This is a genomic window from Verrucomicrobiaceae bacterium (assembly GCA_016713035.1).
In the GTDB taxonomy this organism is placed as follows: Bacteria; Verrucomicrobiota; Verrucomicrobiia; order Verrucomicrobiales; family Verrucomicrobiaceae; genus Prosthecobacter.
In genome coordinates this window covers 70,792-93,812 of sequence record JADJPW010000001.1, presented here as the reverse complement: position 1 = coordinate 93,812, position 23,021 = coordinate 70,792, and the positions used below count along the sequence as shown (strand labels likewise).

15 protein-coding genes are annotated in these 23,021 nt (G+C 55.2%); 6 read left to right on the top strand and 9 right to left on the bottom strand.

The window, feature by feature from the left end; genetic code table 11:
* The first annotated feature begins 311 nt into the window (after positions 1-311).
* Genes ffh through IPK32_00365 form a run of 5 tightly spaced genes read left to right on the top strand, consistent with a single transcriptional unit; the run spans position 312 to position 4,083 of the window.
* Complete coding sequence (gene ffh / locus IPK32_00385) at positions 312-1,754, top strand: signal recognition particle protein (protein ID MBK8090482.1); 1,443 nt, start codon at positions 312-314, stop codon at positions 1,752-1,754.
* A gap of 20 nt (positions 1,755-1,774) precedes the next feature.
* Entirely contained in the window at positions 1,775-2,032 is a 258-nt protein-coding gene (locus tag IPK32_00380; protein MBK8090481.1) for a type II toxin-antitoxin system prevent-host-death family antitoxin, read from the top strand.
* Positions 2,029-2,289, top strand: a complete 261-nt coding sequence (locus IPK32_00375) for a Txe/YoeB family addiction module toxin (protein ID MBK8090480.1) — start codon at positions 2,029-2,031, stop codon at positions 2,287-2,289. Before IPK32_00380 ends, IPK32_00375 begins: the two co-directional genes overlap by 4 nt.
* Before the next feature lie 3 nt (positions 2,290-2,292).
* Positions 2,293-3,246, top strand: coding sequence for a Gfo/Idh/MocA family oxidoreductase (locus tag IPK32_00370; protein ID MBK8090479.1), 954 nt, complete (start codon positions 2,293-2,295; stop codon positions 3,244-3,246).
* A gap of 24 nt (positions 3,247-3,270) precedes the next feature.
* Entirely contained in the window at positions 3,271-4,083 is an 813-nt protein-coding gene (locus tag IPK32_00365) for a formylglycine-generating enzyme family protein (protein ID MBK8090478.1), read from the top strand.
* Between the two features lie 29 nt (positions 4,084-4,112).
* Here the strand turns inward: IPK32_00365 and IPK32_00360 are convergent, their stop codons facing one another.
* From IPK32_00360 to IPK32_00340, 5 genes are all read right to left on the bottom strand, one after another.
* A complete protein-coding gene (locus tag IPK32_00360) occupies positions 4,113-5,627 on the bottom strand; it encodes a sugar ABC transporter ATP-binding protein (GenBank protein ID MBK8090477.1) in 1,515 nt (504 codons plus the stop codon).
* Between the two features lie 197 nt (positions 5,628-5,824).
* Entirely contained in the window at positions 5,825-7,108 is a 1,284-nt protein-coding gene (locus tag IPK32_00355) for a hypothetical protein (protein MBK8090476.1), read from the bottom strand.
* Positions 7,105-11,685, bottom strand: coding sequence for a hypothetical protein (locus tag IPK32_00350; protein ID MBK8090475.1), 4,581 nt, complete (start codon positions 11,683-11,685; stop codon positions 7,105-7,107). The genes IPK32_00355 and IPK32_00350 overlap by 4 nt, the downstream gene beginning before the upstream one ends.
* 13 nt (positions 11,686-11,698) lie before the next feature.
* On the bottom strand, positions 11,699-13,630 hold the full coding sequence (locus IPK32_00345; protein ID MBK8090474.1) for a hypothetical protein: 1,932 nt from the start codon (positions 13,628-13,630) through the stop codon (positions 11,699-11,701).
* A gap of 3 nt (positions 13,631-13,633) precedes the next feature.
* Complete coding sequence (locus tag IPK32_00340) at positions 13,634-14,572, bottom strand: hypothetical protein (GenBank protein MBK8090473.1); 939 nt, start codon at positions 14,570-14,572, stop codon at positions 13,634-13,636.
* Positions 14,573-14,982: 410 nt separating this feature from the next.
* Between IPK32_00340 and IPK32_00335 the strand changes: the two genes are divergently transcribed.
* Positions 14,983-17,490 (top strand): CehA/McbA family metallohydrolase, encoded by a 2,508-nt coding sequence (locus IPK32_00335; protein MBK8090472.1) that lies wholly within the window; start codon positions 14,983-14,985, stop codon positions 17,488-17,490.
* A gap of 221 nt (positions 17,491-17,711) precedes the next feature.
* Here the strand turns inward: IPK32_00335 and IPK32_00330 are convergent, their stop codons facing one another.
* From IPK32_00330 to IPK32_00315, 4 genes are all read right to left on the bottom strand, one after another.
* Positions 17,712-18,068: a hypothetical protein gene (locus tag IPK32_00330; GenBank protein MBK8090471.1), complete on the bottom strand. Its 357-nt coding sequence runs from the start codon at positions 18,066-18,068 to the stop codon at positions 17,712-17,714.
* Positions 18,069-18,397: 329 nt separating this feature from the next.
* Positions 18,398-19,453 (bottom strand): serine/threonine protein kinase, encoded by a 1,056-nt coding sequence (locus tag IPK32_00325; GenBank protein ID MBK8090470.1) that lies wholly within the window; start codon positions 19,451-19,453, stop codon positions 18,398-18,400.
* Positions 19,454-19,521: 68 nt separating this feature from the next.
* Positions 19,522-21,114 carry an aldehyde dehydrogenase (NADP(+)) gene (locus IPK32_00320; protein MBK8090469.1) on the bottom strand — a complete coding sequence of 531 codons (1,593 nt, stop codon included), beginning with the start codon at positions 21,112-21,114 and terminating at the stop codon, positions 19,522-19,524.
* Positions 21,115-21,230: 116 nt separating this feature from the next.
* Positions 21,231-22,949, bottom strand: a complete 1,719-nt coding sequence (locus IPK32_00315; GenBank protein ID MBK8090468.1) for a sialate O-acetylesterase — start codon at positions 22,947-22,949, stop codon at positions 21,231-21,233.
* Positions 22,950-23,021 lie beyond the last annotated feature (72 nt).

The window sequence follows — 23,021 nt, the reverse complement described above, 5'->3', positions numbered from 1 at the left end:
GCGGCCCTCAGATGCTCAAGAATAAAACGCGGGCACTCCGTCATGCAGGGAACACCTATCATCAACACCCCACACCGAACATACAACGAAAAAAATAGGTACTGCGAGTCAGTGCCAGAGGTGGACCCAGGTGGGGGCCTGTGGAGCTAGGATTTAAGGCCTTGGGAGGGGGGAGCCTAGCAACCATTTTGCTATTATCTTATGCGCATGCGCGACCTCTCCTGACCTAAAGGCTCTTCGAGATCAAGGGGGAAGTTCCCTAGCGTCATTCATCTTGCCCCGGGGCGCATTCTGCCCACGATCAGCCGCCCATGTTCTCCTCCCTTACCGAAAAACTCGAACTCGCCTTCAAGAAGCTGCGCGGCCAAGCCAAGATCAGCGAATCCAATGTCGCAGATGCGATGGAGGATATCCGCATGGCGCTGCTAGAGGCCGATGTGGATTTTAAAGTGGCGAAGGAACTCGTCACCGCGGTCAAAACACAGGCGGTAGGTGCTGAGGTGCTGCGCACGGTCTCACCAGGCCAGCAGATCGTGAAAATCTTCCACGATGAATTGGTGAAAATCCTTGGCGTGGCAGCTCCGCTCAATCTCGATCCGCCGCAGCGCATCCTCATGACCGGCCTCAATGGAGCTGGCAAGACGACCACCTCGGCGAAGCTGGCGAGCTGGCTCAAGAAGCAAGGCCGTCGCCCGCTGCTCCTCGCGCTCGATTTGTACCGCCCAGCAGCGATCCAGCAGCTCCAGGTGCTCGGGCAACAGCTAGCCGTGCCGGTCTTTGCTCCCGCAGCAGGGGAGACCGATCCGGTGAAAGCGGCCAAGGCCGCGCTCGAATGGCTGAAGGCCCAAGGCGCTGGTATCGCGATTTTTGACACCGCTGGTCGTCAGGACCTCGATGAGGAGCTGCTCGCTGAGCTGAAAAGAGTCCGCGACATCGTCCAGCCTAGTGAGACGCTGCTCGTCGCCGATGCTGCCACTGGCCAGCAGGCTGTGAGTGTGGCGCAGAAGTTCAATGACGCTGTCGGCATCACCGGCCTCATCATGACGAAGCTGGATGGCGATGCTCGCGGCGGTGCCTTGCTCTCCATGCGGCAGGTGACGGGCCGGCCGGTGAAGTTCCTCGGCACGGGGGAGAAGACGGATCAGCTCGAAGTCTTTCACCCGGATCGTATGGCGCAGCGCATCCTCGATATGGGTGACGTGGTCAGCCTTGTCGAAAAAGCGACAGAGGAGATCGACGAGAAAGAGGCCATGAAAATGGCCGAGCGCATGCAGAGCAACAAATTCGACTTCAACGACATGCTCGCCCAGATGCGCATGATGAAGAAGCTCACCTCAGGCGGTGGCATCGGTGGCCTGCTAGGCATGCTGCCGGGGATGAGCAAGATGAAGGACATGGTCAGCAATGACGACGCCGACCGTAAAATGAAGCACACGGAGGCACTCATCCTGTCCATGACGCCGAAAGAGAGGTCTCGCCCCGAGATCATCAATGGCCAGCGCCGCAAACGCATCTGCAACGGTGCGGGACGCCCCGTCATGGAAATGAATCAGCTCCTGAAGCAGTTCGAGATGATGAAAAAGATGATGAAGAACCAGGGTGCCATGATGCAGATGGCCAGCGCCATGATGGGCGGCGGAGGCGGCGGCATGGGCGGCCTCGGTAGCCTGCTCGGCGGTCTTGGCGGTGGCCTCGGTGCCCGTGGCGGCCAGATGCCCAAGCTCCCGCCGGGCATGAAGTTGCCGAAGTTTTGATTCTGTGCTACTTCCCCGACATGACTGCGATCACCAGTTCCAAGCTCCGCAAGAACCTCGCTCAAACTCTCACGCGAGTTCGTGAGAACCGAGAAGCTGTCGTCATCGAGCATGGAGACCATGGCAGCGTGGTCATGATCCCGCTGGAAGAGTATGAGTCGATGAACGAGACCGAATACCTCCTGCGCAACCCGGCAAATGCCAGCCGCTTGCTCGAATCGGTGGCGCAACTCAAAGCGGGGCGGGGCAAAGTCCGTGAAATCGACCTCGAAGCATGAAGGTGACCTTTTCGGACCAAGGTTGGGAAGACTATCTCTACTGGCAGGAAACTGACCGCCGTATGCTGAAGCGAATCAACGCGCTAATCAAAGACATCCAACGCAGCCCCCACGACGGCATCGGCAAACCAGAGCCGCTGCGACATGGGCTCGCGGGATTCTGGTCACGCCGCATCGACGATGAGCACCGACTGGTCTATTGGATCACAGACACCGCATTGGAAATCGCCCAATGCCGCCACCACTATCATAAATAACTCATGACATCCCCCTTTCGCATCGGAGTCGCCGGAGTCGGCGCCATTGGAAAAAATCACGCACGCCTCATGGCGGACATCGCCGCGAAGAGCGGTGGTACGGTCGCTTTCACGGCGATTTATGATGCTGACCCAGCGCGGGCGGCGGAGTTCGCGGCGCAATACGGCACGCATGCGGCCAGCGACATCGGTGACTTCGCCCAGCGGGTGGATGCGGCCAGCGTGGCGGTGCCGACGGTGTTTCACCGCAGGGTGGCCGAGCCGCTCATGCAGGCTGGTATTCACGTCATGGTGGAAAAACCCATCAGCGAGTCCTACGCCGAGGCGCAGGCCCTCATCGAGCTAGCGAAAGCGAAAAGCGTCATTTTGCAGGTGGGGCACATCGAGCGCTTCAATCCGGTGCTGCTGCAACTGGAGCAGCGCATGGACAATCCGAAGTTCATCGAGGCGCATCGCCTTTCGCCCTTCCCGAATCGCAGCATCGACATCGGTGTCGTCTTGGACCTCATGATCCACGACATCGAGATCGTGCTGCATCTAGTGAAGTCGCCACTCATTCAGGTGGATGCAGTCGGTATCCCCGTTTTGACAAAGCGTGAAGACATCGCCAATGCGCGGATGAAATTCGCCAACGGCTGCATCGCCAACATCACCGCCAGCCGCATCTCACCCGAGAAGATGCGTAAAATCCGCGTCTTCCAGAGTGATAGCTACCTCAGCCTCGACTACCAGGAGCAGAGCGGCTGGATTTACCGCAAAGATGGCATGCAGATCGTGCGCGAGGCCGTGGAGGTGGAAAAAGACGAGCCACTGAAGCTCGAGCTCGCTTCCTTCGTCGAATGTGCCCGCCAGGGCCGCCGCCCCGTCGTCACTGGACAGGAGGGCGCAGAGGCGGTGCGCATCGCACTGGAGATCACGGACCAGATCGAGCAAAATGCGAAGCTAGGTACTGCATAAACTTCACTACAACCTTTGATCCCGATGAAGCACTCCCGATTCATCAAAACTCTGCTGGCGCTGCTGTTAGGTGGCACTGTGCTGCTCGGTGTGACAAACGCTCCAGTGGGCCCTGCGGTGTGGAGAAATAGTCTGGGCATGGATTTCGTGCCGATACCTGTGCGTGCGCGGGAGGTGCGGATGGCCGTCGTGGAGACGCAGGAAGCACAAATGCGGACTTTCCGAAAAGAGCGGAATATCGCGCAATCGGCGAAAGTGGGCTTTTTCGCATCCAAGACGCCAGCGGCCTATGTGGACTGGTATGAAGCTGTGGCATTCTGCGAATGGTTGACTCAAAAAGAGCGAGCCGCTGGCCTGATCAGCTCACAGGCTCGCTATCGCCTACCGACTGATCGTGAGTGGAGCTGCGCGGTGGGAATCGGTGAGCATGAGGCCGTGAAGGGTACACCAGAGGATAAATCCAATCGTATTGGTGATCTGCATCCGTGGGGCAGTGCATGGCCGCCGCCGGAGGGGGCTGGGAATCTCTGCGGTGAGGAGTCGCAGTCCGATTTCCCCGATTGCTACATCCAGGGCTATCGAGATGGCCTAGCAGGTGGGAAGCTCCGATCACGTGCCTCTGCCGCGAATGCCCTGGGGCTGTATGATCTCGCTGGGAGTCTGTGGGAATGGTGTGAGGATCCATTCCGTGCGGATAAGGAAGACTGGCGTGTGCTGCGCGGCGGCTCGTGGAAGAGCATGAATCGACACACACTGCTCTCATCCCATCGCACGCATGATCCACGCGGCTATCGCAGTGATAGTGTGGGCTTCCGCTGTGTCTTGGAGGGGCGCTGAGTGGGCAAAAAAAGCGGCTGGCGCGTGTTTTAAGCCACCATCGCTGCGTGCATGAGTTTTTCCTGAGTGGCCTCTTGCCGGGAGAATTCACCACCGATGCGGCCCTCTCGGAGCATGAGGATGCGGTCGCTCATCCCTAGGAGCTCGGGCAGCTCGCTTGAGACGAGGAGCACGGCCTTTCCCTCGGCGGTGAGTCGATTGATGATCTCATAGATTTCCAGCTTCGCGCCCACGTCGATGCCGCGTGTGGGCTCATCGAGCAAAATAATGCGCGGCTGTGTGAGTAGTGCTTTGCCGAGAACGATTTTTTGTTGGTTCCCGCCGCTGAGACGGCCAGCAGTGGCACCTAGGCCAGTGGCTTTGATGCGTAGGTCGCTGAAGATGGCCTGATTGCGCTTCGCTTCGCGGCTCCGCTGGATGAAACCCGCGCTGGTGATGCTCTTTAAAGAAGAGAGTGACAGATTGAAGCCAATCTCATGCTCCAAGATCAGCCCATATCGCCGCCGATCCTCGCTAGCGAGCACCATGCCGTGCTGGATGCTCTGCTCGGGTGTGTGGCGCTCCAGGTCGCAGCCTGCCAGGCGCACGCTTCCGCTCACGCGGCGGCCCCAGGCACCAAAAAGGTGCATCAGCAGCTCCGTGCGGCCTGCGCCCATCAGACCGCCGATTCCGAGCACTTCACCCGCTTTGAGCTCAAAGCCGATGTCGTGCAGACGCGGTGCCTCTCGGTCATTTTCAGCCACAGTGAGGTTTTTGACGCTCAGCAGCGTCTCTCCAGCCTGGGATGAGCGGCGCGGGAAAAGATCGCTGATTTCACGTCCGACCATCTGGCGGATGATGGCGGCCTTATTCGACTCGGAGGCATTTTGAGTGCCTACCGTGCTGCCGTCTCGCAATACAGTGATGCGGTCAGCGATGCTGAATACCTCATCCAGCTTGTGGGAGATGTAAATGCAGGCGATGCCGCGCTGGCGCAAGTCACGCAGGATCTCCAGCAAGATGCGCACCTCATGCTCGGCCAGTGCGGCGGTCGGCTCGTCCAGAATGAGGATGCGGCTGTTTTTTGCCAAAGCTTTGACGATTTCGACGAGCTGCTTTTGCCCGACACCGAGGCTGGAGACGCGTGCAGCGGGATCGAGGGCCACCTTGAAGCGCTGGAGGAGCTCACGAGCCTCCTGGTGAATGCGTGGCCAGTCGATCAGGCCGCCCCAGCGGCGCGGTTCACAGCCGAGGAAGATGTTTTCTGCCACGGTCATCTCCTCCACCAGCGCGAGTTCTTGGTAGATGACCGAAATACCCGCCTGCGCTGCATCGGCAATGCCGGTGAACTGCGCCTCGCGGCCATTCACCTCGAATCGCCCCTCATAGCTGCCATGTGGGTGAATGCCAGAGAGCAGCTTGATGAGCGTGCTTTTCCCCGCGCCATTCTCACCGCACAGCGCATGGATTTCCCCCACGCGTAGATCAAACGACACATCCTTCAGGGCGGTGACGCCAGGAAAGGTCTTGGTGATGCAGTGAGCGGCGAGAAGCATGCGGAGCATTGAACGCTCAACCTGAAACATTCAACGCTCAACATCACCCTCCATCATGATTTGCTGCTTGCTTGGCTGGGCGGGAGTAGGGTATAATTGAGTATGCGAAACCACCTGCGCCTTATTTTCTCGGTTGTTGTTCTCGTTGCTGCTGGAATGCCACTATTGGCGTGCTTGTGGGACGACCCCGAGTGTCGAAATTATGATTAGCCGAGAAACGCTGCAGGATCTCCACGCACCACAAAGCTTCTGAAATCATGGTATTGTTGAAAACATGCTTTTAACGCACCCAAATTCCCTCTTGAGCGGCTATACTCCAATTGCAACAGGGCAGAGGTCCATAACCCCGATAAGGTGTGTTCTCGAACCCATCCAACAGGCAGGCCACGAGCAAGGCCGTCTAGCATTTTGACAAAATGGGTTATATAGCTGGTCCAGTCGCTGGTTAGATAACTCATGACCGTAACGCGATTTAAGCTTCCAACAAAAAACCTCATGGATCCGTTTGCGTTGCCCAAGCAGTGTCTTTCAAGTTTAGAAGACATATCGGTGTCTGCCTGTTGTTTTGACTTACCCATGGCGATTTCTATGGGATCGAACTTGGTTGTTCCCGCAGAGTGACAAGCGAATGCCCACCATGCTTTATTCGAATAGGGTAGCGATGGCGCTACATCGAAAGAAGGATTTAGCTGTATTTGAGAAATATCCACAGGGATACCCTGTAGTCTTTCACGTTCCAATTGACGTTCTTTATCTTCATCCGTTTGAAAGGGAACTTCCATGCCGTGAGAAAGGCTGAAGTACATTCCATGTGTCGAAAAGTTTTTTGGAAAGTCTGATGGAGCTGATGGTACAGGAGACTCTGGAGCTCCTGTGATATTGGCTAACTTTGTACAGAGGGGGGACATCAAATGTTTTCGTCCCAATTGAATGGCCCCGTCTGGGTCAGAAGATTCCAATAAATATATGGGTGTTCTGGCGGATTGTCCTGCACCGTTCCCTGCTTGAGTGATCTCATCCAGATACGGCTGATAATTCTCCAGCTCATCGCCCAACCATAATCGTCCAACGGCATTCTGCATTCCCAGGTTCATCTCAAATTCGAATGAAATGTCTGCAGGATCGGCCACGATAAGCACATAGTAAGGAAAGCGATCTGGATCGATAGGTGCACCAGGCTCTTGACGGTAGCTTCTCAAATAGCTTTCACAGGACTCATCGGGGCTGGGGGTTCTCAAGTAAAGGTGCTGCTTCTTCCAAAGTTCGGAGGCCCCAGCTAATCGCAATTGCCCCAAAGATTCGCGAATAGCATGGGATAGTTCGGTTGAGGCACTTTTGCCAAAAATCACACCCCAACCGACCTCTCGAGGATCATGACTCCAGGCCATAGGAGCTCCCGTACCCTGCCTCATTTCCAAGGCTGACAACTCACGCCCTCCATAACCTGGAAAGTTTGAGAAAAGCCGACCCGCATCTAGTTCATGACTCATTGGTTTTTAGTCATTTTAAGTGGTAACTTCTGCAAGTAGAGTGAATTTATTTTATCCTCGCCTATCCTAGCAAGCACAATAAGTATATTTTGATCTGACAGAAAACGAATAGCACGCACATGCGCCTGTAAAGGAGGTAGAAAGGGATCATATTCAGGTTGTACCCCGCTATCATTGAGTAGCTTGCTCCACAGTCTGGAATCGCCTCTGTAGGAGCCAGCAAACAAATACTGACCATTATCGCTTGGTTCGAGACGCAACACGCGTGTCGATTGAAATGAGAAAGGCTGGTAGCTGGACGGCGCGGCATCTCTAAGAGTCAGGTTTTCGCCATCGGCGTTCCATTCATAAAACCGCACTAAACCAGAGATGTGACCTAGAACGACCAACGGAGCTTCATCGTTCGGATGTTTCATGAGTGTCATTGACTCAATACTGTCATTTCTATCCAGAATCGGTTGATAAATTAAACTCTTTATTTCTGGATCAGAATCTTTTTTCACCGCATAAACTTTGCCAGAAAGTGTGGCTACAAGCGCCACCACGTTCGGGAGCTTATTTTTAAATTCACTATCAATGACAGGGACAATTTCAACAACTGCGTCATTTAGGGTGTGTTCGGACGAAAGAAATTCCGTTCCATTCCAGCAAAACATGCCGTCCTCACTCCCTGCTGCGAAAACCCCTGTTGATGAATTGATCCATCGAACAACCCGCCATTGCGTAGAAAGGGACCTGGTAGAATTAGCTAGTGATGATTCTTTCTTCTCCCCTGGCTCTTCTTCAGGAGGATACAGCCTAGTTTTCTTTGAATCTGTTTCCCCATTCTGCCGGAATATTTGCCCGGCATTATCTGCCCACAGAACATGCAGCTCGTCTTCCTCCTCATCCACCTCTTCCGCCGTCACGGGGTAGCCTGATTTATCGAGCACCCATTTTATTTGTTGAGTCTTCGTATCCCATACGACAGGTCGAGTGTCCTGAGTTTTAGCGTCATTAAAGCAAGCTGCTACCAACCATTTTCCATTCTTAGACAAAGCAACCCGCCGATTCGAGCAGTCACCTACACGATACACGCCAGATAATTTTAGAGCAGTGAGGCCTTCCATACTCGGCAGCGATGGCGTGATGCAATGAATTCCAGATGGGTCAACGACATGGATGAGGCCGTCCTGAAGCCAAAAGGTAGCTTTGCCAAAGGAGAGCGTTTTGTATGCTCCGAACGCGCTCCCTTTGTTTGACCATTCCACGCAAGTGCCATCGCCTCTGGCAAAGGCGGCGAAACTAATTTTTTTGCCCGAATGGAGGATGGATTGAAGTAAAACGGGGGGTCTTGAGACCACATCTCTGGATTCGGAGGCTATTTTTTGCACAGTTATATTCTTCGGTTCCTCCGAAAGCTTGAAACTGTAGCTGGCCAGTGTGGTCTTGGATTCAGATGCCATTAAAACCCCCAACTCTCCATCTACGCTTTTCGCTGCTTGATTTTTTATAGCTTCATCTTTCATTGAGGTATTCATGACGATGCTCTCCTTGAAGATGAGCGACAAATTTAGGTCCTCAGCAAATCCCCCAAAGAGTCCAGATGGATCTTTGAATTTCTTTGGCATTTCATTTCCAAGGCACCAGTCATGGATGGTTTCTCGGTCGGACTTTGCTACGTCAGCGAGTTTGGGGTTTCCGCCTGTCGTGGTGGCACCATGAAACCAATAATAGAAGCGCTGAGTCTGAATGGGCGAATTCTTATCTGTAGACCTTTGCGGCCTGTTAGTATCAACATAACAGAGTGATGCAAAAACGAAGTTCCCAGATTCAAGTTGGTACCAAACGCTGTCAGACACCCCCTCCCCAACAATAGCTTTTCCTACCGTTTTTTCTAAATTCTTATCAATACCAAGTCCCTGACTGCTCGTGTAGTACTGTTGACGACCCAAGAGACATGTGAGCTGAGGTTGGGCAGAAGAGAGATCACACAGCCAAAGCGACTCATCCGTGGAAAACAAAACCTTTTTTGCAGTCGGAAAGGCTTCCGCCTTTCCCAATCTCTCCTTGATGAATTGTTCAGTGTCTCCAGCTATAGCTAGGGACTCGGGCACGACTGCATCAATAGCTAAAGACGGATCGAAACCCCACTTCCAAACCTCGAGTTTTCCGTCACAAAAGCCAATAGCGAATAGTGATTGATCATCACTCTCCCAAAATAGGCTTAGCGGAGACAATGAACCTTTAGCGTTTGGCCGCTTTAGCACTACATGAGTGATATCCCCCGCTCCCACTTTCACAACTGCTCCCTCAGGCTGCCAGTAGGCAGTTTTACTTTTCCCAATCGCAAGGATGGGAGGCATTAAGGTCGAAGAAGTGCGCCACTTAACTTTTGTATTCACATTGGCAAAAGGCGCATTCAGCTTGGTCTTTAAGTCCACTGCATTCGAGGGGCTGCCTAATTTTTCAACCAACTGACTGAAATTGAAAACAGAGCCGTAGGTAGTCAATCCGGCACCTAATGTAGGTAGAAAGACTTTAGCTGCATTAGCTACGTTCTTTTTTTCAGCATCTGCGTTTGCTTGGGCAATAGCCACCTGATCTTTTGCTTCTGTTTTCGCCTTATCTGCCTTCTTATCTGCCACCTCCTTCACCTCAGCCACCTTCTTATCTGCCACCTCCTTCGCCTTAGCCACCTTCTTATCTGCCTCCTCCTTCGCCTCAGCCACCTTCTTATCTGCCTCCTTCTTCGCCTCAGCCACCTTCTTCTCTGCCTCCTTCTTGGCAATATCCAGATTCAGAATTATTCCTTCTGTTTTAATCTTGTCTGCTTTTGCTTTCTCTAAAAAGGAATGAGTAACACCAAGTGCTAGTAGTAGCACGATCAAAATGCCAAATGCAAAGAGCCTAGCTTTTTTTAACTTAATTTGCCCGGATGTTAAAGTCTCTATCTCTGTCTGTAGTTTTTTGTATTTCGACTCCGCTTCTTGTCTCTCGATCAAAGCTTTGCTTTGCTCTAATGTTAAAGCCTTTATCTCTGTCTGTAGTTTTTTGTGTTTCGACTCCGCTTCTTGCCTCTCAACCCAAGCTTGACGAAAGTTACATTCAATTGGTGCAAGTTCAGGACTATCGGGGAATGGCTCAAGCTCTGCGTCCTCGATAATGTCTAATTCACCGTTTTGGGCATAGCGCACTGTCTGCTTGAGATATTTCAACTCAGTACTCGCGTCTTCGTTGGATGCCTTTTGAAGATTGCTTTTCTGAATCGCTGGAATCAGGGTGCGATGCCTCAGCCGACAAATTCCCACCATGCTGTTATCAGAGCCTGTACGTTGGATTTCAATCACCCCCATCTGATCAAAGACATCAAGAGCCTGACTAAAAGCGTCCGGTTTGCCCTTCCATACCTCTGCCACTTCCTCAAGACTAGGAACTTTAGGGTCGTTATTGTTATTGATAAGGTATCCCTCCAGCCAGAGGCGCAGGGCACGCTCCAACCGCAGGTCTTGCATTGCCGCCTTATCGGCAGCCTCGTCCACATAGCTCTCCAATAAACTATTTGGGTCCAGGTTATTGAGCAGGCCATTCACTGCTAACTCTCCGCTTCTTATTTTGTCAAGATTTCGGCGTAGTTCACGAGCGAATAGCCGAACAAGCACCGGCTGAACGACACCATCCAGTCTCTCTTCTCCATCCTCCGTACCCTGTATTTGATGATTCCCCAGTGCCTGCTGCAATAATGGAAGCTTATTCTTGAACTGTTCTTCTTGGAGTTCAGGAACCAACCGAAATATCGATTCTATTGCTGATGAAATGGGGAGCCGACTTAACGGCAGACTACAGTTTCCGTGCCCAGGAATATAACTTCTCAACCGCATGAATCTGCCAACGAAGCGGTTCCGCATCACCCAGATACCTGAACATGAAAATGAATTCGGCGAAGAACACTCACGGAGACGCTCGATTTCGTTCAGATCCGTTTCAAGGCATTGAATGATCGCAGAAATATGGCAGACCATGCGCTCCTCTGAGCTTGCTGTTGAATCAACCGAAGTATCTTTTGAGCGCGGTGACTCAGCGGCGGCTATAAGTGCATTTTCGAAGCTGTCGAGCGCGACAAAAACCCGTGCACCCGATTTCGAGAAATCGCAGGTAGTAGAAGATTCAAGGCCGTAAATACTCTTTTCATTTTCCTGCAGAAAGCCCAGATCTAAAAATGCTTTGCAGAACCTATTCAAGGCACGCAGCGTTTCTTCATGAGTCCATTTCTCACGTTCTTGGCCATGTACCTCTGGTGGGTTCCATTGCTCGCACGCAGGCTCGGGTTGGTTTGTAGGATGTGTCCAGTTGTAGCCGATTGGCACGCGGAAATGAAAAATGGCAGAAGCATTTTTCTTGCTGCGGAGTGAAGAAAAAACGCCGCCACCGAGCAATGAGGTCTTACCGGCTCCTGCGGGGCCATGAAGGAGCACAAACCGGTTGCTAGCAATCAGTCTCGTTAAAGATTGAATCTCCTGAATACGTCCGCCAAAGTACTCTGTTAGCTCCTCAGTATAAGCGGCAGTTGGAGCCAGTTTTGTAATGTCTTCAGTCATATTACAAGGCAAGTCATTCTCGCGTTAATTCAGCCATGAGCCCTTCGCATGAAGAGCTAATTTGAAAAAAGTTTGCGGTTTCGATGCGCAAGAAATACCTGACAAGGTCCACCAAATACGCAGTGACTTTGTACTGGTCTTCACAAAGGTGATCTTGATCAAGCCCAGACAAGCAAGCATTAACATAGACACTTGAGGGCGGGGAGCTCAGTTGATCTGCAAACCAAGTCAAAAATACCTGGGTTTCTAACATGTCTGGTGCAACGCCAAGAAATGCGACTCCCTTATGATCTGAATGTGTTATCATTTCTTCCAGGACATCTGGTAAGCTACCCGCGGCAGGTTGGTTCTCACCCGAGGTACAAAGCCACTCAAGCATATCAATCTGAGTAGAATAGACCTCCCCAATTCGTGCAGCGCTGTTTCGCCTTGTTTTTGGCCAATGACTTCTTTTGTCCTTTTCGTCGAAAAAGTCGTTAACATCCACCTCAGCGATGGGGATGATTCCAAAAGGTTGAATCAGAATGGTTGTTTGGTCCCGAACGGCAGACTTGAGTAATTCGTTAAAATCATTATGCCTGTACTCAGCCACCGGTACACGCGGAGAGGTGAACAGGACCTTGACCTTCCTTCCTGCTTTTTTCAACTCTTTGTAGAGGGTTATGTTCCGATTGAGATTAAAAATAACGGTCGGCTTCAATGCTGCTAGCTGTCGAACGAGCAGCAAATTCTGCACACTAGGCGGAGGGTCAGCTAGTAACAGTTTCTTTGCCATTCTATTGATGTAGGCATTATCCTGATTTTTGTGATAGATTCCCGCCGATAGTTCAGCAGGATCGCGCCGCGGCCAGCCTTTCATTTTAAATTCGATTCCCTCAGCCACCTCTTTCAGCCGTGTTTCAAGCTCTGGCATCATGCCAGATCCAACCACCAATACGGGTGGAGAGTTTGATTGCATGGCTAGTTTAAGTCGTTGGATAATTTCGGCATCCTGTACCGCTATCATCTGAACGTGCCGCCGTGAGAAATTAACTTTGTCACTGCGCAAAAACACACGCAGAGAAGTCCCTTTAACCTGCTGATTTTCTAGAGCGAAGACATGGCCCAATTCTTGACCCACCTTCATCTGCGCAAACCTTTGTAAAGCCATTTTGGCAGCCTCTAGTGCATAGTTACGTGCCACCAGTTCCGTGTATGCTGTAACAATGACCAGTTCTGGGACAAGTTTCATTAGCTGGCCGGCAAAGGAAGTCGCCTGAATCGCCTCGCAAGACATTGCCAAAGCGCAACAGACTAGCAGAAGAACCGGCGGACAACAGTCAGGGCCTAGCAGCCTCAGCTTTGCCGCAAGGTCTGAAGGAGACAGGGCTTTCACACCTTCAGATTCTTCGTCAAGCAGGATCGCCCCTTCTATGTATCTACCAGGCGATGGAGGGATTCCATGAGCTATGAGCACTAAAACATCCGCGTCCACAGCCTTGGAAAGCTGGCTTTGCGCTGTACTGCCTATGTTAGCAGATTCGCCAAAGACTTTCTTAATTTCATCATCAGAAAAAGGTTGAAGGGCGCTCCAGGTTGTCTGATCCGGTTTAGCTTGATTCTTTGAAGCGAGTATGAGCGTTTTAGGTGGATGCTGAATCGCGCAATTGGCAGCTCCACGCTCCTCATTTGTAACCATGAGCGGGATTAAACGCGATTGGCTGGCGGTTGCCTTTTCCCATTGCAGCTGTTCTACCCGACTTGAAACATCAGCCTCTTGTGGGAGCATGATGTTTATCGTGGATATCTCTGCAAACGCCGCCAACATCTGCATAAACTGGGATCCATTGAGTTCTTCAATAGATTTGAAAGGACCCAATGCAGCTAAATTGGCACGCGGGAACTGAGCATCAAAAAGGATGCCTTCATCTTGGATTCTAAAATTTCTAAAAGTGAGCGTTTGCATGCCTCACAAAAGCGATCTGAGTTTTTCATGGAATAGCTCCGCAATTTTGCCTGCGTTTTCTGCGTCAGGATGGATCTCATCATACCATGATTGCACGACATTTAGTCCGGAAACAACCAATACACGCTCCTTACCACCATTGCGGCTATTAAAATCGTCTGCTAGCAGTTTCAGTCGTTGGTTGAACTGATTGACCACTTCCCGAACGATTCCTCGGCGCTCATTCTCGTAGCGAGAGTCAAAGCCGCGAACTTCCAAAGCACTGCCTAGCCACTTGCCCTCTTTGCCGTAGCGAGGAATGACATAGTCATAACCATGAGTAATCACGCGAAGTTTATTGTGCTTTGTAAAGAGGTGGTCGAATAAGTTTCCATACTCAGTTAGCACTTTATTGAGCATCTGAGAGTAGTCTTCATTGAGAATATCTGTAGGCGTGAAGGCCCCATCGCTTGGTCTTTCTCGGAGCCAATTCACAAAACGATCTCCAAGTAAGTCATTCCCCCCCCCACTTAACAGGAGTATGGACGAATCCTCTTCTATGAGTGCTGAGGAAATACTATCCTGGGCCTCAATCATCTGAATAAACTCATCTCCTGCTGCAGCTAAACATTTAACAGCATAGGTATCGCTGAGGTTATCAATGATATCGGAGACCAGGGGATGGAGAAACCATGAGTCGCCCTCAGCGACAATCTTTGGTAGGCGATTCTTGCTTTTTTGATAGCGAGATTCACGTCTTTTGTTGACGAGCCAATTCGCGAAGTCGAGGCCCATCCCGTAATGCAAATCTTCACGCTCAATGCCTGCCTCAGCCGCCCCCAAAGTAAGATCGGCACCTTCCCGGAGAGCCGTTCGATTATCGAAAGCCGATTTGACGGCGTAGTGTTGATTCAGATACCTTTTGGCAGAACTAACTTCATCAGGGTATTGAGCATTCATCATGCTACGAGTATTTCAAATTCCAACTTGACACGCAACTTTAAAATGGGGCTTTCTAAAGAAAAGTGCATCACGTGATGCCATAATTTTTTTAGCTGTCTAATCCTCCCTGATGCCGCAATAATGGGAAGGTATCCAACACTACCCATACAGCGCCTCGAATACGGTCTCTCCGACTCAAATAAGTAGCTGGTTTCTTTGTTGTCATTGTTATTGGTCCGACAACTTAGCCCAGCTTGTGTCACCCTGCGCTAGCTGCTTCTGCATGAAGTCTGTGGTGTGCGGTGCATCCGCGTTTCCCAAAGAGGATTCTTTTGTGTGGAGATGGAGGACCTTGTGCAGGCACGGCGACGTTCTTTTTACCTGCCTGTGAGAAAGAATGGGGCTGGTGGTTGGTTTCACGACTTCTATTTATGATGAAATGTCTCTTGCTCCTCCCGCTGCTGCTTGTCAGCAGGCTCTCTGCTGCTGAAGTTTTTGAGGCGGCGCTTGGTCGTGAATCGGAGCTGCCTGGTGGCAAGGAGGCGGATGGTATCCGTGGCGATTTCGTGCTGCGCAGTGATAAGGTGGAGGCTGTGATCTCGCACAATGCGCCGAATCGCCGGGCGAATATGAGCACTTTTTATGGTGAGGACGGGGTCACGCCTGGTGCGCTTTATGACATCACGCTGCGTGGGCAGAACAATGATCAACTGGTGATTTACAGCCCCTGCGGGCATGGGCAGGTGAGTTATGTGCGTGTGGCGAATGTGAAGGAAGACGGTGCTGCGGCGGTGGAGTCGGTGACGACGGCGGCGAAGAATGGCGGCGTCTTCAAAAGGCATGAGTACCGCGTCAAAGATGGCGTGCAGGGCATCTTCATCACCACGGTGCTGCGCAATGAGACGGATAAGCCGCAGCAAACGAGCACGAAGGATGACTTTACCCGCTTTGACAGCACGGGCACGGCCGCAGGTGGCATCCGCTGGTCGGATGCCATCAATCCAGCGCATCATTGCGGCTACGCTTTCGCGACACTGAGTGTGAGTGGCGTGGAGAAGCTGGCGGATACGGTGGAGATCCCAGCGGGCAAAGAAGTGGTCATCACACGCTTCTTTGCGGTCGGTACATCGCCAGCGCAGGCTGTGGGTGAGGTGCTGGCTGTGAAGGGTGAAAAAACGGGTGAGGTGAAGGGCCAGATCGTGGGCACGGATGGCAAAGGTATCTCCACGGCGACGATCCATGTGCCTTTGGGAAAGAGCAGCGTCGCTGCCTATGCGGATGCGGAGGGCTATTACAGCTTCAAGATGCCGCTGGGGGCTGCGGAGCTGAAGATCGACGATTTAGGCCGTCCGCAGGCGGTGGTGAGCTTCAGCGTGGCAGAGGGCAGCATTCAGCCGCCAAAGCTCACGCTGCCAAATGCCGCACGCATCCGCTTTGAGATCAGTGACGAGGCTGGGGCTGCTATCCCGTGTAAGGCACACTTCACGCCGCTGGATGCTGCTGCGCCGAAGCTGGATCTGGGGCCAAAACATCGTGCCCATGGCTGTGTGGATCAGTATCACAGTGAGAATGGCCGCTTCACCCAGCAGCTCCCGCCGGGGAAGTATCGCGTCGTCGTGGTGCGTGGGCCGGAATATGGCCATCTGATCCAGGAGGTGACACTGGAGGCCGCGAAGGAGCATGTTTTCAAAGGGACGCTCAAGCGGCTGGTGAATACGAAGGGCTGGATCAGTGCGGATTTTCACAATCACAGCACGCCCAGCGGTGACAACGTCTGCTATACGGACGGACGGCTGATCAACATCGCGGCGGAGCACCTGGAGTTCGCTCCCACGACGGAGCACAATCGGCTCTACGACTGGGAACCGACGATCAAGGCTCTGGGACTGGAAAAGCACATCAAAACGGTCAAAGGCATGGAGCTGACGGGTAGCAGGCAGCACTTCAATGCCTTCCCCTTTGAGCCAGATGCGCTGAAGCAGGATGGGGGTGCTCCTGTGTGGAATGATGATCCGCGTATCACCGCGCTGACACTGCGCCGCTGGCAGGGGGAGCGGGCGGATCGCTGGATTCAGTTCAATCACCCTGATCTGAGCAATATGTTCATCGACCGTGATAGCGATGGCATCGCGGATGGTGGCTTCATCGGTGTGGGGGCGATGATCGACGGTAGCGAGAGCCAAAACGGCCCCGGCACGGATATTTTGGCCGAGGCGCCGTATCGTCTGAGCCGTCCGGCGGGCAGTATCGCGACGAAGGTGAGCACGGTGCGTGAATTCATCTGGCGGCAGCTTTTGAATCAAGGGCTGCGTGTCACGGCGGTGGGGGTGGCGGATGCGCACTCGGTTTATGGCAATGGTGTGGGCTGCTGGCGCTGCTACCTGCCGAGCCGGAGCGATGAGCCGCAGCAGATCGACTGGGCGGAGCTCTCTCCGCATGCGAAGGCGGGTCATATCGTGCTCTCCACGGGGCCCTTTCTGGAGGTGACGACGCAAAATGGCAAAATCGCAGGTGACGATGACCGCGCCACGGGTGGGACGGAGTTGCATGTGCGTGTGCAGTGCACGGACTGGATGGACATCGACCGCGTCCAGGTGCTGGTGAACGCACGGCCTGATCCGAAGCTGAACTTCACGCGTGCCACGCATGCCGCGATGTTCAAAGACGGTGTGGTGAAGTTCGATGAGAAGATCCACATCCCGTTGCAAAAGGATGCGCACCTCATCGTGGTCGCGATCGATGAGGATGGGAATGAGGAGATCGGCTTTGGGACCAGTGATTACGCAAAGATGCGGCCTTGTGCGTATAACAACCCGATCTACATCGACGTGGATGGTGGCGGCTTCACGCCGAATGGCGATACGCTGGGTTTTGATCTGCCTGCTGGCCGAATCGACGTGGATAAGGCCAAAGCGCTGCTCTCACGCCTGGAGAAGTGAGGCTGGCATGGCGGAGGCGTTTTTGGTAAAATGGCAATTCAGCGTGAATCGTGCGCTGAATTGGCCCGGTGGTTGCTATGGGATGTAGCGGCGGGTCTTCACGGTCTCGCTTATGAATCGAGCTGGGCTGTCACTTCATGATTGGGGGACAGAACGGTCACTTAAAGGCCCGGTGGAGCTTTGGTTGGGCTCCGCCGGGCTGAAGGGGCGCAGGCGGCGGGCTACATTTTACTGCCGAGTTCTTTGATGGCTTCGAGCGTGGGCTGGCCCTGGATTTTTAAGAGGGCGGCAGCGGCGGCCTCGGCCCGCTTGGCTCCATTGATGTCGCCTTTGGCGGCTCGGGATTTGGCGATTTCGAGCAGGGCCTCGTGGTTGGTTTTGGCCAGAGCGGCGGCGGCTTGGGCGGATTTGGTCTGGATGGCAGAGCTCTGCGAGTCGTAGGTGCTGCGCAGGGTCTTCAGGGTAGGGGGCCATGTGTCGGCGGGGGCAGGGAGGGCCTGCTGATTGGCGACGTGGGAGATCTCGGTGAGGATGTGGTTGCGCTGATCGACTGAGAGTCCGGTGAGGGAGCGCTGCAAGGCGGGGATGTACTTGCTGGCGAGTTCTTTGAGCGCTGGGCCGGGATTGGCCTCGGTGTGGGCACTCCACTCGGCTCCGACACCGACGAGGATCTGCGTGAGCTCTGGATCATCCGCTTCGAGCTTGGCGAGGAGCTCGGCGATGGTGGGGGCTGGGGGCGGTGGCGTGGGAGAGGGAGTTGGAAGCGGGGTCGGAGTCGGAGGCGGAGTAGTGGAGGCGGTGAGGGCTGGAGGGGAAGTTTTGGGAGATGGAGGGGCAGGGGGAGCGGTTTCGGGGGCTTTGGGGGGCTCGGGCGGTTGCGCGGAGATTTGGGGCGCTTTTTTGACGGTTACGGGCTTTTCGTCGTCGGGCGCGGGAGCTTCTGCTTTTCAGTTTTTTCGGCTTTTTCGGCCTTTTCGGTGATGGGGGCGGTTTTGGGCTCCAACTCCGTTTTGGGCATAAGGATGAAGAAAGCGGCTGCGAGTACGATGGATGCGATGAAGGCCAGCTTCGGCAATGGGGAGCTGGAATTCGAGACCGGCTCTGCGACCGGCACGGCGTTGAGCGATCCTGTGGCTGCTGCGGCGGCCTGATTGAGTGCGGCGGCGATGTGGGCGCGGAATTCGAGTGCGTCGGGGTAGCGCTGGGCCGGATCTGGGGCGGTGGCTTTGGCGATGATGTCATCCCACCGTGCAGGGACGGGGGAGAACTCGGTCACACTGCGGTGCGGCTTTCCTGGCACGCGACCGGTGAGCATTTCGTAGAGGACGATGCCTGCGGCAAAGATGTCCGTGCGCTGATCGACGGAGGCGCCGCCCATGATTTCTGGCGCGGCGTAATCTGGGGTGCCGAGTGGGTTTTCCTCTGCCTCGCCGGTGAGTGGGCGTGCGAGCCCGAAGTCGGCGACTTTGAGCTGGTTCTCCTCATTGACCATGAGGTTGCCGGGCTTGATGTCGCGGTGGAGGATTTTATGGCTGTGGGCGAACTGCAGGGCATCACAGAGCTGCATCATGAGTGCGGCTACTTTTTTGACCGGGATGCTGCCTTTTTGGATCAGCTCATGCAGCGTGGGGCCCTGGACCCACTCCATGACGAGGTAAAAGTGGCCCTCACTGGTGATGCCGAAGTCATAGACGGCGACGATGTGGGTGTGATTGAGCCGTGCCATGGCCCGTGCCTCACTTTTGAAGCGCTCTGCAAAGGCGTGATCCTCACCGTAGGCGGGGGGCAGGATTTTGACGGCGACAGGCCGGTCGAGGCTGGCCTGCCGTGCCTTATACACCGCCCCCATGCCGCCAAAGGCCGCGAGCTTTTCAAATTCATACTGAGGCAGCAGCGCAGACATCTCCCCGACGCTGGGAACGTCAAAAGGGGGCGTGTGTGCAGGCTGGGGATCGTGGGCCATGAGGAGGGCGCAGACTTTGAACGATACCCAGCTTTAGGGCGAGGGGAAAAACGCGTGGTGCTGCCGACTCACGCGTCGTCGCGTGTGAGGGTGCCATCGACGAGGCGCATGGCGTGGAGGCTGTTCTTGGCCTGGAGCGGCTGCGGCAGGGCCTCGTCTGGGAAGCCCTGGTAGCACACAGGCCGCACAAAGCGGTAGATGCTGGCGGTGCCGATGCTGGTGAAGAAGCTGTGGCTGGCAGCGGGGAAGGGGCCGCCGTGGTGCATGGAGGGGCAGACTTCGATGCCGGTGGCGTAGCCATTGAAGATGAGGCGGCCGACTTTGCGCTCGATCACGCGGATGAGTGGCGCGTAGTCACGCAGGTCCTGCTCGGTGCCGTGGATCATGGCGGTGAGCTGGCCTTCGAGGCTGTTGGCAAAGCGGAGCATGTCCTCCAATGTCTCGCACTGGGTGATGATGGAGCAGGGACCGAAGACTTCGCGGCGCAGCTCGGCATTGGCCTCCAGGACGGGGAGCTGGGTGGTAAAGATGCGGCAGGCGGCCTGGGTGGCGTCGTGGCTGGCGGGGGCCTCGGATTGGCCAGCGAGCTCCAGGCCAGCGATGGTGCTCCAGACGGCGGTGCCGGCATCATATGCCTCGCAGATGCCACGGTGGAGCATGCTCTGGGGCGGCACTTTGGCGGCATTTGCTGCGGCATCACGGATGAATTGATCGAGCTCTGCGCCTTTGAGTCCGAGGACGATGGCTGGATTGGTGCAAAATTGGCCGACACCCATGGTGACGGAGCCGATGTAGCCTTCCGCGATTTTGGCGGCACGCTCTTTGAGTGCCCCTGGGAGGACAAAGACCGGATTGATGGAGCCCATCTCGGCATACACGGGGATGGGGTGTGGCCGCGCGGCTGCCGCATCCATGAGCGCACGGCCCCCACGCAGTGAGCCCGTGAAGCCGACGGCCTGAGTCAGCGGATGACGCACCAGCGACATGCCGATGTCGGTGCCTTTGCCATGCAGGAGGGAGAAGCAGCCTGCGGGCAGCCCCACTTGATTCAGCGCGGCCATGACTGCGCGGCCTAGCATCTCACAGGTGCCGGGATGGGCAGGGTGGCCCTTCACCACGACGGGGCAGCCTGCGGCGAGTGCGCACACCGTATCCGTGCCGATGACGCCGATGGCGAAGGGGAAATTCGATGCGCCAAAGATGACCACCGGGCCGATAGGGGCCAGCACGCGGCGCACGTCCGGCTTTGGCAAAGGCTGACGGTCCGGGATTGCGTGGTCGATGCGTGCATCTGCCCAGGAACCCTCGCGGATGAGTGCGGCGAAGAGCTTGCACTGGCCGATGGCGCGTCCGCGCTCGCCCGTGACGCGTGCCATGGGCAGGCCGGTCTCTGCGTGTGCACGCTCCAGCAGCGCATCGCCCAGGGCCATGATTTGATCCGCGATAGCCTCCAGGAGGGCCGCACGCGTCTCCACGGGAGCGAGGCGCAGATCATCAAAGGCGGCATCGGCGGCCTGGAGTGCCTCATCGGCCTCCAGATCGGTGGCGTCGCCATAGGCAGGCTCCAGCTTGGCTGAAGTAGCAGGGTTCACACCATGGTAAAAGTGGCCACGAGGAGCGGATTCGCGTCCGGCGATGAGTTGAGAGCCTGTGAGAGTCATGAGTCAGAAGTGGAAAGGAGGATGAATAAAAGACGAGTTGTCCTTGATCGGCAAATCGTGGCTGCTTCAAATGAAAAGAAGCCGTGGAGAGGTGTTTTTCGCCATGCGGCAGCTCATCACTTCTTCGGAGCACCCGCTTTGAACTTCGTCATGAGTTCTTGAAACTTCTGGCTCAAGGCCTGGTACTCGGGGCTCTTGCGGTCGTGCTTGGCACGCTCGGCGGCAATTGCGCGGATTTCCACGCCCAGAGCGCGGCGATCCTCGGCTGCGGTGTCGGCGGGGACCTCTACATCATTCCAGTCATCGGTGCGGAAGACCGAGGTGGGCAAACTCTCGCTATTGATGAGGTTGGAGCCCTCTGGATTGCTGGCCCAGGCGTAGCGCACGGCCACAGGTGCCTTCACCTCAGCGCTGCTGACGAGGACGCTGTCGGTGCCGTCGATTTTGGCGTCTGCCCATTTCCAGACTTTGTCCGCGCCCGCGATTTCAAAGCGCTTCAGCGCAGCGCCATCGCGTGATTTCAGGCCCGTGCCGCAATGATCGAAGGTCACGCGGATCGCGCTGTCTTTGACCGTGCTGGTTTGGAGGAGCGGACCGGAGTAGATGAGCTGCTTGCCGTAATCTTTGGCCAATGCCCAGCGGGCGAGCCGCTCGCCGGGATCTTTTTTGTTCTTCGGATGGATGTCACCGGCCTCACCGACATCGTTGATGATGGCCATGCCAGTCTTGGGCGTGGTAGCGAGCACGCGGCGCATGCGATCCTGGCAAAGGGCCCATGGATCAGGCGTGCCAGGTGCGGTGGAAGGTGCGCGGTAACTGGCGAGCTGCACATAATAGAAACTGAACTCATCCGCCCAGCGCTGGCGCCAGTCACGGATCATGAGCGGCAGCGTCTGGTCATAGGGCACCGCTCCGGCCTTGGCATTGCCTTCGCCCTGATACCAGATCGCTCCGCGCATGGTGTAGCCCACGAAGGGGTGGATCATCGCCGCATAGAGCACGCCGGGCCGGCCCTCGGTGAGCAGTGGACGCTTTGGCGCATCGGGCTTCTTGGGCAGGCGCTTGCGCTCCTCGGGCGATTTGCCCTTCGCGGCAGCCATTGTGGCCTTCCATTGCTCCAGCTTGGTTTCATAAGCAGCTTGCGCTTTGGCTTGCTCGTAGCTGGCCTCGTCCTTCAGCATCGCATCGACGAGTGCTTTGGTGCCTGGCAGCGTATTGAGCGCCTCGCGGCTGGTAAAGGTCTCCACGGGCTTGCCACCCCAGGCGGATTTGATCACGCCGATAGGGATGCCCAGCTCCAGATGCAGCTTCCGCGCAAAGAAGAACGCGACGGCGGAAAAATCCGCCACCGTCCCTGGTGTGGATGCCTGCCAGTTGCCTTCGATGTCGTCCTGATTCTGCTCCGCCGTCACCAGCGGCGCATTGAACATGCGCAGGGCAGGGTGATTCGACTCGGCGATGAGTCCGGCATACTCTGGGGACCGACCCATCGTGTAAAACATGTTCGACTGGCCGGAGGCGAACCACACCTCGCCCACGAGCACATCCTTGATCTCGATTTTGTCTTTGCCAGCCGAGATGGTCAGCACTGCGCCAGTGGCATCTGCGGCACCGGTTTCGATCTGGGCACGCCATTTGCCATCCGCACCCGCCTTGGAGCTCGCAGACTTGCCCTTGAAGGCCACGCTCACCTCCGCCCCGGCATCCGCATGCCCCCAGATCGCCGCAGCACGCTCCCGCTGGAGAATCATGTGATCACTGAAGAAATGCGGCACGCTCAGCTCCGCATAAAGCAGGCCCGGCGTGAGTAAAATGAGGCTGAAGATGGATTTCATGGTGTGCAGAGTGCGAAACGCCACGAGCACCGAGGATGTTGCCACAGAGCACCGAAACCCAAAGCGGCTTGA